The 12,724-nt window shown below is 42.0% G+C and carries 15 protein-coding genes; 2 read left to right on the forward strand and 13 right to left on the reverse strand.

Annotation, left to right across the window (positions count from 1 at the left end):
* Nucleotides 1-17 precede the first annotated feature (17 nt).
* The 5 genes from KVT11_RS05715 to KVT11_RS05735 all read right to left on the reverse strand — a co-directional run bounded on the left by KVT11_RS05715 (nt 18) and on the right by KVT11_RS05735 (nt 3,921).
* Complete coding sequence (locus KVT11_RS05715; RefSeq protein ID WP_046344366.1) at nt 18-1,049, reverse strand: nitronate monooxygenase; 1,032 nt, start codon at nt 1,047-1,049, stop codon at nt 18-20.
* 14 nt (nt 1,050-1,063) lie between these two features.
* Nucleotides 1,064-1,465 carry a secondary thiamine-phosphate synthase enzyme YjbQ gene (locus tag KVT11_RS05720; RefSeq protein WP_008345770.1) on the reverse strand — a complete coding sequence of 134 codons (402 nt, stop codon included), beginning with the start codon at nt 1,463-1,465 and terminating at the stop codon, nt 1,064-1,066.
* Between the two features lie 135 nt (nt 1,466-1,600).
* Nucleotides 1,601-2,893 carry a hemolysin family protein gene (locus KVT11_RS05725; RefSeq protein ID WP_007500537.1) on the reverse strand — a complete coding sequence of 431 codons (1,293 nt, stop codon included), beginning with the start codon at nt 2,891-2,893 and terminating at the stop codon, nt 1,601-1,603.
* A gap of 48 nt (nt 2,894-2,941) precedes the next feature.
* Nucleotides 2,942-3,616 (reverse strand): zinc metallopeptidase, encoded by a 675-nt coding sequence (locus KVT11_RS05730; RefSeq protein ID WP_024719711.1) that lies wholly within the window; start codon nt 3,614-3,616, stop codon nt 2,942-2,944.
* Between the two features lie 80 nt (nt 3,617-3,696).
* Nucleotides 3,697-3,921: a YuzI family membrane protein gene (locus KVT11_RS05735; protein ID WP_008345775.1), complete on the reverse strand. Its 225-nt coding sequence runs from the start codon at nt 3,919-3,921 to the stop codon at nt 3,697-3,699.
* Nucleotides 3,922-4,047: 126 nt separating this feature from the next.
* On the opposite strand from KVT11_RS05735, the gene KVT11_RS05740 reads away from it, so the two are divergent.
* Entirely contained in the window at nt 4,048-5,034 is a 987-nt protein-coding gene (locus KVT11_RS05740) for a potassium channel family protein (protein ID WP_017358964.1), read from the forward strand.
* Here the strand turns inward: KVT11_RS05740 and KVT11_RS05745 are convergent.
* From KVT11_RS05745 to KVT11_RS05765, 5 genes are all read right to left on the reverse strand, one after another.
* Nucleotides 5,031-5,432, reverse strand: a complete 402-nt coding sequence (locus KVT11_RS05745; RefSeq protein ID WP_008345780.1) for a YugN-like family protein — start codon at nt 5,430-5,432, stop codon at nt 5,031-5,033. The genes KVT11_RS05740 and KVT11_RS05745 overlap by 4 nt on opposite strands.
* A 29-nt stretch (nt 5,433-5,461) precedes the next feature.
* Entirely contained in the window at nt 5,462-5,680 is a 219-nt protein-coding gene (locus tag KVT11_RS05750; RefSeq protein ID WP_008345782.1) for a spore germination protein, read from the reverse strand.
* A gap of 317 nt (nt 5,681-5,997) precedes the next feature.
* A complete protein-coding gene (locus KVT11_RS05755; RefSeq protein ID WP_017367943.1) occupies nt 5,998-7,353 on the reverse strand; it encodes a glucose-6-phosphate isomerase in 1,356 nt (451 codons plus the stop codon).
* A gap of 126 nt (nt 7,354-7,479) precedes the next feature.
* A complete protein-coding gene (locus KVT11_RS05760) occupies nt 7,480-8,652 on the reverse strand; it encodes an iron-containing alcohol dehydrogenase (protein WP_058213663.1) in 1,173 nt (390 codons plus the stop codon).
* A gap of 119 nt (nt 8,653-8,771) precedes the next feature.
* Nucleotides 8,772-9,935 carry an iron-containing alcohol dehydrogenase gene (locus KVT11_RS05765; protein WP_017358962.1) on the reverse strand — a complete coding sequence of 388 codons (1,164 nt, stop codon included), beginning with the start codon at nt 9,933-9,935 and terminating at the stop codon, nt 8,772-8,774.
* 144 nt (nt 9,936-10,079) lie between these two features.
* Here KVT11_RS05765 and KVT11_RS05770 point away from each other — a divergent pair, with 144 nt between their 5' ends.
* Nucleotides 10,080-10,316, forward strand: a complete 237-nt coding sequence (locus tag KVT11_RS05770; RefSeq protein ID WP_008345792.1) for a DUF378 domain-containing protein — start codon at nt 10,080-10,082, stop codon at nt 10,314-10,316.
* Between the two features lie 66 nt (nt 10,317-10,382).
* Here KVT11_RS05770 and yugI read toward each other — a convergent pair whose 3' ends face one another.
* From yugI to KVT11_RS05785, 3 genes are all read right to left on the reverse strand, one after another.
* Nucleotides 10,383-10,775 (reverse strand): S1 domain-containing post-transcriptional regulator GSP13, encoded by a 393-nt coding sequence (gene yugI / locus KVT11_RS05775; protein ID WP_008345795.1) that lies wholly within the window; start codon nt 10,773-10,775, stop codon nt 10,383-10,385.
* 198 nt (nt 10,776-10,973) lie between these two features.
* Nucleotides 10,974-12,167 (reverse strand): aminotransferase, encoded by a 1,194-nt coding sequence (locus KVT11_RS05780; RefSeq protein ID WP_017358961.1) that lies wholly within the window; start codon nt 12,165-12,167, stop codon nt 10,974-10,976.
* Nucleotides 12,168-12,668 carry an Lrp/AsnC family transcriptional regulator gene (locus tag KVT11_RS05785; RefSeq protein WP_007500517.1) on the reverse strand — a complete coding sequence of 167 codons (501 nt, stop codon included), beginning with the start codon at nt 12,666-12,668 and terminating at the stop codon, nt 12,168-12,170. It abuts the gene before it with no gap.
* Nucleotides 12,669-12,724 lie beyond the last annotated feature (56 nt).

Here is a 12,724-nt window from a genome sequence, read left to right on the forward strand (position 1 = left end):
CACCACCCATTATCAAATTATTTCTGCGTGAGTTCATGCATGATCTCTTCAACGGTTAAAATCGAGAGAATGCGGCCAACCCCCTGACCTGCCCAAAGAGCCATTTGTTCTCGGTTTCCTGCAGCAGCTGCCGCTTTTCGCATCGGTGTTGTCCATACATGCTGTATGGGATAGGGGAGAACCCGGTCTTCATTTCGTCTTTCTTCCTCCATCCACTGATTGACAATGCCTCTGGCTTTTTTTCCAGAGAAAAGCCGTGTCATCACTGTTTCACTGCCTTCTGCCTGTAACAGCGCCTTTTTGTAAACATCTGCCGCAGCACTTTCTTGACTCGCTAAAAATCGTGTCCCTATTTGAACCGCATCCGCTCCAAGTGCTAGTGCTGCTTTCATAGTGGTCCGGTCTGTGATCCCTCCAGCGGCGATCAATGGGATATGACAGACAGACTTGACATCACTGATCAGGCAGAAAAGTCCCTGCAGAGCATCTCCCTTTGAAGGTAAGAAGGTGCCTCGGTGCCCTCCTGCTTCACTTCCCTGCAGGACAACGGCATCCATTCCTTTTTCTTCCAAAAGTAGTGCTTCTTCTTTTGTTGTAGCTGTTCCGATGAGAAAGATCCCCTTTTGTTTCAGGTGATGAATTGTTTGTTCGTTTGGACAGGCAAATGTAAACGACACAGCTGGGACTTCTTCTTCTTGAAGAATCTTGATTTTTTGTTCATAGTCCTTCCATAATTCTTCTTCTCTAGGGATCATCTGTGCTTCTTGTATGACAGGCAGCCGGTCTGTCCAAAATGATACATCTTCTGTTTTCGTTTCTGAAATGGGTTCAGGGACAAACACATTCACTTGAAATGGACGAGATGTCAGCTGTTTGACCTGTCTGATTTGCTGCCTCATATTTTCTGGCTGTACATAACCACTTGCTAAGCTACCGAGACCGCCATATTGTGAAACAGCGGCGACAAGCTGCGGCGTCACCGCTCCTCCTGCCATTGGTGCTTGGATGATGCCATGTTCAATTTGAAGTAACGCTGTGAATTCTCCCATCTTCTCCCCGCTCCTTACTCGTTAGTTGACACCTGTATATAAAAGTGACGATGTCTCGGTCCGTCAAACTCACAAAAATAGATTCCCTGCCACGTTCCAAGCACAAGATCACCATGATGGACAAGAACGTGCTGAGATGCCCCCACATAACTAGCTTTCATGTGTGCTGCTGTGTTGCCTTCCATATGACGATCTTTTGGATGTTCCCACGGAAAGACTTCGTCAAGCCGGCGCAGCATATCTCGTTTGACGTCTGGGTCGGCATTTTCATTAATGGTGATTCCAGCCGTCGTATGTGGACAATAGACCATAACCGTTCCGTTTTGAATCCCAGTTTCCCGGACATATTGCTGAACTTCATGGGTAATGTCTATCATGTCATCGTGTTTGTCTGTTTGTACGTTGATTTTTTTCATTTCTCTGCTCCTTTTGATCATGTCTATAAAACCATACCCTTTTTATGTGAAACCAATCACTGCCGGTTGGCAGAAACAAATCTTCTTACCTAAAGTTTACCAAGCAAAAAAACCTCGTCAATAGCTCCGAGGTTTTTAGGAAAAGTGAACCTTTTTTACTTCTATAGTTCGAATATGATGATCTTCTGCATCGACGATTTTAAATTCACAGCCTTCTGCTTCAATGATATCTCCAATGTCAAAATCAATTTTATGCGTCATCATCCACCCTGCAATTGTATCAACATCATCATTTTCAATCGCTAAATCCAATAAATCATTTACTTCATCGATCAAGGCTTTCCCATCCATCACATAATGAAAGTCACCTTTTTTCACAATATGAGGGGTCTCATCTTGATCATATTCGTCCCGAATCTCCCCCACAATTTCTTCTAATATGTCTTCAACTGTGACGAGACCAGCTGTTCCGCCGTATTCATCTACAAGCACCGACATATGAATCCGTTCCTTTTGCATCAAAATCAGCAGTTCTTGAACTGGTGTACTTTCAATGACACGAATGACAGGGCGCATTAAGTCTTCAATGGACACCTCTTGATTAAGAAAACTTGCTTTAAATACGTCTTTGCTATTGATCACACCAATGACATGATCTTTATCTTCTTTAATGACAGGATAACGTGTATACCTTTCGTTCAGCATATAATGCGTCACGTCTTCCAGGCTCTGTTCGATTTCAATGGCAGAGATTTCTGTGCGCGGGATCATGATCTCTCTCGCCACTCGGTTATCAAATTCAAATATTTTATTGACATATTTGTATTCAGATTGGTTGATCTCGCCCTTTTCGTAGCTTTCAGACAGGATGAGACGCAATTCTTCCTCACTGATCGCCACTTCATGTTCTTTGACAGAATGAAAACCAAATAATTTCACAATGCCTCGTGCAGCCCCATTTAATGCTTTAATAAACGGGTACATGACTTTATAGAAAAAAATAAGAGGTTTTGCCGTCACAAGACTGACGGCTTCTGCCTTTTGAATGGCAATCGTTTTGGGAGCAAGTTCCCCAACGACAACATGCAAAAACGTAATGATCACAAAGGCAATGATAAACGATATGATGTCTGTCAAAGCGGAATGAAGCCCTGCCTTTTCAAAAAGCGGATGCAGGAAATGTTCCACTGTTGGCTCCCCTAACCACCCTAAGCCTAATGCCGTGATGGTAATACCAAGCTGACAGGCAGATAAATATTCATCAAGGTTGGTTGTCAGTTTTTGAACATGAATGGCTCTCTTATCACCGCTTTCAATCAGCTGATTGATTTTTGAGCCTCTAATTTTCACAATCGCAAATTCAGTGACAACAAAAAATGCTGTCGCAGCAATGAGTAATAGGACTAAAAATACGTTTAAAATATACAAAAAAACCCTTACCTAACACGGGTAAGGGCTCACCTCCTCTGGCGTCAATTAATCATTACGGCCATTTAGGAAGATCATTACAAAACGGAGCAATTCAAACAGGGAGACAAGGGCCGCTGCTACGTACGTAAGAGCTGCAGCATTTAACACCTTGTTCACGCCTCTTTCTTCACTGCTTCTAATGATTCCTTCTGAAACAATGATATTCTTTGCACGAGAACTTGCGTTAAACTCAACAGGCAATGTCACTAGCTGAAAGAACACAGCAGCTGAGAACAGAACGATCCCAAGCCCGATTAAGTTAAGGCTGCCGAGCAATAATCCACCTAGGAAAAGAAGCGGGGCAACACCAGATGCAAAGTTCACGACAGGGAAGATCTTATGTCTCAAGACAAGCGCACCATAGGATTCCTGATGCTGCAAGGCATGTCCAACCTCGTGTGATGCGACTGAAATGGCCGAAATGGAATGGCCATAATACACTGGTTCAGATAAACGAACCACACGCTGCGTCGGGTCGTAATGATCAGTCAAAGTTCCTCTTACCGGTTCAACGGGTACGTCGTATAACCCGTTGCGATCTAAAATATATCGAGCGGTTTCAGCACCTGTTTTCATACTGGCAGCTTCAACCTTTGAATACTTTTCAAAATTATTCTTTACTTTAAATTGTGCCCAAAAAGACAATCCCAATGCGGCAAATGTTAAAAAATAAAAAAACAGCATGCTCATCAGCTTCCTTTTATTTTATATATTTATTTACAATTTTAATGACTTTTATGTAACGTGTACAGCAAAAAGCACTAGGTCTTTTTAAGTGGAATCACTACACCAATGAAAAAGAAGAACATTCCGATGCATGCTGTATAAAATGTCACCGTTCCATATAGGTCTTGAAAAAAACGAAGCCACGAGAAATCATTCATGAAATGGTTCACCGCATTTAAATCAAACACGAGTAAAATCACCGCAGATGATAAAAAGTGGGCGCCGATAAAAAGAAGTACGGTCTTTTGAACAAACGACATTCGCATTCCCTCCTTCTTCTCTCTTATTTTAAGATATGGGTTCTATTTCAATACATGACGATGATGAAAAATTGTTTCCTAATCGGGCATACTGACATTAGCAGTCTCCCTGAAAGGACGAGTTCGATGAAATCAAACCGTATCTTCATTGCCTGGCTAAGATGGCCTCTTTATGTTCGCATTGCGATCATCATCTGTTTCTTGCTTCTCTTTTTTGGACAATTAATCGTCATACTTGAACCAAAGCAGTATCATACGATCTTTGATGGGATCTGGTGGGCTCTCATTACAGTCGCGACGGTAGGCTATGGTGATTTTGTGCCGCAAACCATACCCGGACAAATCGCAGGTATGGCGCTGATTCTGATCGGGGCAAGCTTTGTAACGGCTTATTTTGCCACGCTTGCTGCCGCTGTATTTAGCAAACAGCACCATTATGTAGAGGGGAAGGTGGCTTTCAAGGGGAAGGGACATCTCATCATTGTCGGCTGGAATGAGAAAACGAACAAACTGCTTCAATCGTTTCAAACCATTGATCCCGCCATGCCGATTGTACTCATTGATGATTCCTTAAAGGAAGGACCTCTTTTAGAGAATGTCCATTTTATTAAAGGCCATGGTACAGAGGATGCCACACTTCGCAGAGCAAATATTATGAGTGCTGATACATTGATGATTACCGCCGACCAGCATGAAAATGAAGTGACGGCTGATATGCAGAGTGTCTTAACCTTGCTTGCGGCAAAAGGATTAAATCCTTCGTTATATTGTTTAATTGAAATTTTAACCGATCGCTATGTGAAAAATGCTGAGCGGGCTGGAGCCAATCAAGTCATCCATACTTCTGATGCCGTGAATCATTTAATGGTGGAGCATTTTCTTTTAAAAGAACAGCTCATGGCGTTAAAAATCAAAAGAAACATGACCCTCCATAAACAGATCACCATCATTCCAGTACCGGCTTCATTAGCTGGAGAGACATTCTTAACGGCACTTCATCACTTTCTAGAGCACCATGTCATCATTGTAGGCGTACAAAAAAAAGAAGGACCCATGATGAATCCTCCTTTTGGATATGAGCTTCATCCAGAGGATGAGCTGATCAGCTTTTAAAGCAGTGCATCTTCTAATTCTTTGACGAGTGAAAAGCCAATTTCGGCATAAGCCTTTGACACATCTCCGTCTTTCTCTTTCGGTTCTTGGAATTGGTTAAAAGATGCCCCTACATTTCCAACCATCGCATGGTCATCTAATTTATCTTGATAGACATGCTTTAAGAGAAATGGATGTCCCATTTTCACCACAACGCCTGGCTGATCCAGCTGTCCTTTCTCGGCTGTAAACGGAACTCTGAGAAAGGTATAGCCGTCACGGTTGTCAATTTTATAATCAAAATATCCATGATCATAATCCCAATTCCCATTAATGACATATCCGAGCGGCTTCATGTTTTCTTCTAAATGGTACAGTGAAAAGCTTTCACCAGTTAGCCTAGATGGTACATGAATCATACAGAACCCTCCTTTTTGTATAGGGTTCGTTAAAGAGAGGAATTCATACATTTGCCTTTCGTGATTTGCACATTGTTTGTAAATGCGGCATCAAATAAGGCCTGGCTGGATGATGCATTTGTCTCGTTCGCACTGCCCGCTCCTGATGTTTCTTTCGTAGCACTCATTGGACAAATCCGCCCAACATTCCCAAAATTAACGATGGCCTGCCCGGAAATGTCATGGATATAAATATGATTTGTTCTCATCGCTTCATCAACCTCCTCCATTGATTATTCTATGTACAGAGCTTAGGGAGGCTTGCACTGACACCATGAGAACATAAAAAAAGGCACACCTTATGAAAAGATGTGCCTTAGCGTGTAGACAAACCCTCGCATTCGTTGTCAGTCCTGCGCACTGGTGCTCACGAATGTCAAATTCGCTCCGCTCCAGTACTCGTCCTTCCTAGACTTCAAAGGTTTTCTATCACGCTAAAAAGAAGACAAAGGGCTAAAATACAGTTCATTTTAGCCCTTTGTCAACAATCTGAGGCACACCTTATGAAAAGATGTGCCTTTTATTCTTATGATTGTTTGAGACGGCTCTCAAGTTCTGCCTTTTTCTCTTCGAAGCCCGGTTTTCCTAATAAAGCAAACATGTTCACTTTATACGCTTCTACTCCAGGTTGGTCGAATGGATTGACGCCTAGTAAATACCCAGACATCGCACATGCTTTTTCGAAGAAGTACACGAGATATCCGAATGTATAAGCATCCATTTCAGGAATCGTCACAATCAGGTTCGGTACTTTCCCATCAGTATGAGCAAGCATTGTGCCTTCAAATGCTTTTTTATTGACGAAATCAACCGTTTTTCCTGCAAGATAGTTTAACCCATCAAGGTCTTGTTCTTCTGCTTCGATGACAAGTTCATGTCGTGGCTTGTCTACATTCACGATGGTTTCAAACAAGTCTCTTCTTCCTTCTTGTACATATTGACCAAGTGAATGAAGATCCGTTGAGAAGTTGGCAGATGAAGGATAGATTCCTTTTTCATCTTTCCCCTCACTTTCACCGAATAACTGCTTCCACCATTCTGCAAAGTATTGTAATCCTGGCTCATAGTTAATCAGCATTTCAATTGTCCGTCCTTTATTGTAAAGAACATTACGAACAACCGCATATTGATAAGCCGCATTTTCTGAGAGCTCAGATGAAGCGAAGTCTTCACTTGCTTTCGCAGCACCTTCCATCATTTGATCAATGTCTGCACCGCTTACAGCGATTGGCAATAGACCAACTGCTGTTAAGACGGAATAGCGTCCGCCGACGTCATCAGGGATGATAAATGATTCATAGCCTTCTTCAGTTGCTAATGTTTTGAGTGCCCCGCGTGCCTTGTCAGTTGTCGCATAGATGCGTTTTTTCGCTTCTTCAGCACCATATTTTTCGATAAGGAGCTTTTTAAAGATACGGAACGCAATGGCTGGCTCTGTTGTTGTACCAGATTTTGAAATCACGTTAATGGAGAAATCGGCATCTTCTAGCAGATCCATTACATCTGTTAAATAAGAAGAACTGATGTTGTTTCCAATAAAGATGATTTGCGGTGTTTTGCGTTTGCCTTTTGGCAAAGTATTATAGAAAGAATGGTTTAAAAACTCAATGGCCGCACGTGCCCCAAGATAAGATCCACCAATTCCAACAACGAGTAATACATCAGAATCAGATTTAATCTTTTCAGCACTTTTTTGAATGCGGGCAAATTCTTCGCGATCATATTGCTTCGGTAAGTCAACCCAGCCTAAATAATCACTGCCAGCACCCGTTTGTTCATGAATATTATGATGGGCCACCTTCACAAAATCTTTTAAATATGTAAGCTCATGTTCTTGAAAGAAAGGTAACGCTTTCGAGTAGTCAAATTGAATATGTGTCATCGCTTGTAAGCCCTCCATTACGTTAGTTCTGTCCCTTTCACTTTAGCGGAACTAGCTATTGAAATCAAGTGATCGTCATTGATGCAGCAAAAAGCCGCTCCTCATGAAGAGAAGCGGCCATCCAAATTATAGAGAAGCTTTCAAAATCGCTAAAATGTCATCACGGCCAAGTTTCATAAAGTTACCAAAACCACCATATTCCATTTCTTTTGCTGCGATGTCAGCAATTTTGTCCAGTTGATCTTCACCAATATCATAATCCGCTAAACGGCTCGGTGCACCGAGGCTTGTCCAGAAGGCTGACAGCTTGTCGATTCCTTCTAATGCGATGTCACGATCCGATTTTCCTTCTGTCTCAATGTCAAACATGTTCAACATGAGGTTTTTAAAACGTTCGACATTATGATCAAGTGTATGACGCATCCAGTTTGGGAAGAGGATCGCAAGTCCACCCGCATGCGGAATGTCATAAACAGCTGATACTGCATGCTCAATCGTATGTGATGCCCAGTCGCCAAAATAGCCCATTTGCAGCGTGCCATTTAAAGCAATCGTTCCTGCATAAAGGATGGTTTCACGGTGCTCATAGTTTTGTAAGTCTTCAAGTAGCTTTGGCGCTGTCTCGATGACTGTTTGAAGAACAGCAAAACACATCCGATCTTGTAAAGGCGTGTTTTTGACATTATGGAAATATTGTTCAAATACATGGCTCATCATATCAACCATGCCATACACCGTTTGATTCTCTGGCACAGAATATGTGTGCTCAGGATCTAAAATTGAAAAAGCAGGGTGCGTGACTGAACTGCCCCACACGTACTTTTCATTTGTTTCCCAGTTCGTGATCACAGAATCCGGGTTCATTTCTGAGCCTGTCGCTGCAAGTGTCAATACTGTGCCAAATGGCAGTGCTTTTTGAGCGGTCGTTTTCTTTGAAATAATATCCCAAACATTCCCGTCATATTCAGCTCCAGCTGCAATGGCTTTTGTACAGTCGATGACACTTCCCCCACCAACTGCTAATAAGAAATCAATGTTCTCATTTTGGCAAATGTCGATCCCTTTTTGCACTGTAGTGAGGCGAGGGTTCGGTTCAACTCCTGACAGTTCAAATACGTCAGCCTCTGCTTCATTTAAAGTGCTGATGACCTTATCATAAAGACCATTTTTCTTAATACTGCCTCCACCATATACAAGAAGCACTCGCTTTCCATAACGAGCGAGTTCGCTTTTTAGTCCGTCTAGTTGTCCTTTTCCAAACATTAATTTCGTTGGATTATAGTAAATAAAGTTCTCCATCTGTTCTACATCTCCTTAAAACATATATATCCAAAAACATGAAAGACTACTGTAACATATGTACATGCAGAACTCAAAAAAGATAACTGCTTAAAAGCAGCTATCTTTTCCATGTTCGATTATAAAGAAGCGTTTAGAATAGCTAGAACATCTTCCTTGTTCAGCTTTTTAAATTGGCCAAATTCACCACGTGCCATTGCACGGTCTGCAATCAGATCAATTTTCTCATCGTTGATGTCATAGTCAGCTAAACGGTTTGGTGCTCCTAAACTTGTCCAGAAAGCAGAAAGTTTTTCGATTCCTTCTAAGCCAACTTCTTCGTCTGTTTTGCCCGCAGGGTCTACATCGAATACACGCACTGCTAATTGTTTGAAGCGACCTGGGTTTTCTTGAATGACATGTTTCATCCAGTTCGGGAACAAGATCGCAAGTCCGCCTGCATGAGGGATGTCATACACCGCGGATACCGCATGCTCAATATTGTGAGATGCCCAGTCTCCGCGTGCGCCCATTGAAAGCATTCCATTCAGTGCAATGGTGCCTGTGAATAAAATCGTTTCACGAAGCTCATAGTTTTCCAAATCATTGATCAGCTTTGGTGCTGTTTCAATGACCGTACGAAGAAGTCCTTCACACATACGATCTTGGTAAGGTGTATTCTCCGTGTGATGGAAATATTGTTCAAACACGTGAGACATCATGTCGACCATGCCATAAATCGTATGGTTTTTTGGCACAGTAAATGTATTGACTGGGTCAAGAATAGAGAATTTAGGGAAGACAGCTGGACTGCCCCATCCGTATTTCTCATTTGTTTCCCAGTTTGTGATGACTGAGCCAGAGTTCATTTCAGAACCTGTCGCGGCAAGTGTTAATACTGTACCAAATGGGATGGCTTCCATTGGGACATGCTTACGAGTGACGATATCCCAAGCATCTCCATCGTATTTCGCACCAGCTGCAATCGCTTTGGTTGCGTCAATGACACTACCGCCGCCGACTGCCAAAATAAAATCAATTTGGTTCTCTTTGCAAAGCTCAACCCCTTTTCTAACTGTTGTTAAGCGCGGGTTTGGCTCAACACCAGCAAGCTCAGTGATTGCAGCTCCTGATTCTTTTAAAATGCTGACAACTTGGTCATAAAGGCCATTTCGTTTAATGCTGCCTCCACCATATACAAGCAATACGTTTTTTCCGTAGTGTTTTAGTTCATCTGAAAGGGCTGATACTTCTCCCTTTCCAAAAATTAATTTCGTTGGGTTCCAATAAGTAAATCGATCCATGTGATCTCCTCCTCGCGCTACATTATGCGCCTCTTTCTTTCCAAAAGTAAAGTAATTTGCTTTCATCCATTTTCTTACGCATAGTTTGGCTAAAAATCTGCAAAATATAAATGTATTGATACTGTAGCGAAAGGAGGAATCACGATGAGTGCTATTCAGCGTATTGCCCTCGTGCTCACGATTATCGGTGCTATTAACTGGGGACTAATCGGCTTTTTTCAATTTGACTTAGTAGCAGCGATCTTTGGCGGTCAAGGTGCTGCATTATCACGTATTATTTATGGTCTTGTTGGAATTGCAGGCCTTGTCAATCTTGGTCTGTTGTTCAAACCTAGTGAAGAAGCTGTCCGCCGTGACGAGCCAAATCCAGAGGTCCGCTAATGAAAAAGACATAAAAAAAGACTGCCTATGAGGCAGCCTAAGGCACCGTTTGAAGCGGTGCTTTTTTTATTTCTTGATAAGGTCTTTACGGTTTGATTGCTCAATCCACTCTTCAAGTTTATCTTTCAGTGTATTGAAACCTTGTGGTGCTGCAGCTTCTTCTTTCACTTGCTGTGGTCTTTGTTTCTTTGGTTTGCTTTCTTTTCTTTCAGGTGCTTCTTGCGTTGCACGGATAGAAAGGCTGATTTTACCAGCATTTTCATCAACAGAAAGAACTTTCACTTGTACTTCGTCACCAATTGAAAGGTGCTCGTTGATGTCTTTTACAAAACCGTGTGTCACTTCAGAAATGTGCACAAGTCCTTGAGTTTCTTCATCTAATGCAACAAACGCACCATACGCTTGTAATCCTGTTACTTTACCAGTGTAAACACTGCCTACTTCAAACTTTGTCGCCATGATAACAACTCCTAAATAAATGTTTTAATATTCGTTTATACGCAATTAAAAACTATATCACAGAACGGTCTTTTACGCAAAATATTTTTTAATTGGGTTTAGATCCGTTCAAAAGGGGGAATACCTGAAAACAAGAATGCTTTCTAGTATTCCCCCCTAATTTGAGAGGCATGAATCCAGATGGATTGATGCCTTTTTTTATTTTAAGATAGCAGGTGCCTCTTCTTTCACTTGTCTATTCTGCAAAAAACGCTGGATTCTTGAAAGTGATTCCTGCAAGTGATCGAGTGATGATGCATATGAACAGCGAATATGTCCTTCACCACTTGGACCGAATACATTTCCAGGGACAACCGCTACTTTCTCGCTAAGCAGCAGCTCCTCGGCAAATTGTTCTGAAGTCATGCCTGTGCTTTTAATGGACGGGAAAGCGTAAAACGCTCCGTTTGGCTGGTGGCAAGTGAGTCCAAGTTCATTGAGAGAGCCGACAAACAAATTACGGCGCCTTCTGTAGCTTTTCTTCATTTTCTCCACATCTTCAAGTCCATTTTTTAATGCTTCTTCTGCGGCATATTGTGCCATAGCCGGTGCACACATCATAGAATATTGATGTATTTTCAGCATGGCATCACGGAGGACTGGGGGTGCTGCCACATAGCCTAAGCGCCAACCCGTCATAGCGAACCCTTTGGAAAAGCCTGAAATCAAAATCGTTCTTTCCTTCATATCTTGAATCGCAGCTACGCTCGTAAAAGCTTCATCGTACGTCAGCTCTGCATAAATCTCATCTGTGATGATTAAAAGATCATGCTCCTTTGCAAACTGAGCAATATCTTCAAGCTCTTCTTTCGAGTAAACAGACCCTGTTGGGTTTGATGGAGAGCATAGCAAGATGGCTTTTGTTTTCGGCGTCAGCTTCGTACGAAGATCAGCAGAATCGGCTTTAAAATCTTTTTCAGCCGATGTACTTAAATAAACCGGTACACCGCCCGCAAGTGTCGTAAGAGCCCCATATGCGACGAAACAAGGCTCTGGGATGATCACTTCGTCCCCGCTGTTTAAAATGGCGCGAAAGGCCAAATCAAGCGCCTGGCTACCACCAACGGTAATAATGAGTTCTTCTTCAGGACTGTACTCAATGTGAAACCGCTTATATAGATAATGGCTCAATTCTTTTCGCAAAGAGAGCAGTCCAGCATTTGCTGTATAAGAGGTCAGCCCTTGTTCTAAAGACATAATACTGGCTTCTCTCACATTCCAAGCTGTCACGAAATCCGGTTCGCCGACCCCGAGGGAGATAACCCCTTCCATTGTGGCTGCCAAATCAAAGAATTTCCGAATACCTGACGGCTGAATACTTTGTACCGTTTCAGATAAATAAGACTTTTTCATTTAAGGAGACACCACGATTCTTTTGTCATCGTCCCCTGTTTCAAAGACTTTCCCATCATGCTTATATCTTTTCAAAATAAAATGAGTAGTGGTTGAAACAACAGAATCAAGTGTCGATAATTTTTCAGATACGAAGCGGGCGATATCAGACATGGATCTTCCTCTGATCACAACAGATAAATCATACACGCCTGACATTAAATACACGGACTCCACTTCTTGGAACCTGTAAATGCGTTCAGCAATTTCATCAAAACCGACGCCTCTTTTTGGGGTCACTTTCACATCAATCATCGCTGTAACGCCTTCGTGTCCGTCTACTTTTCGCCAGTCAATCATGGTCGAATAATCAATAATGACTTTTTGATCTTCGAGCTTTTGAATAATGGCTTCTGCTTCTTCTGATGTCACACCTGCCATTTTTGCAATTGTATTTAAATCGGCGCGGCTGTTTTCATCTAAAATCTCTAATATTTCAGTTTCTTTTTCGGTTAGTTTCATTGATTTCACACCTCTAATTGTAAAAAGCTAGTTTTAAAAAATCTTCTGAACATTAT

The sequence above is a fragment of the Bacillus sp. GbtcB10 genome (assembly GCF_019091365.1).
GTDB lineage: Bacteria > Bacillota > Bacilli > Bacillales > Bacillaceae > Bacillus > Bacillus altitudinis.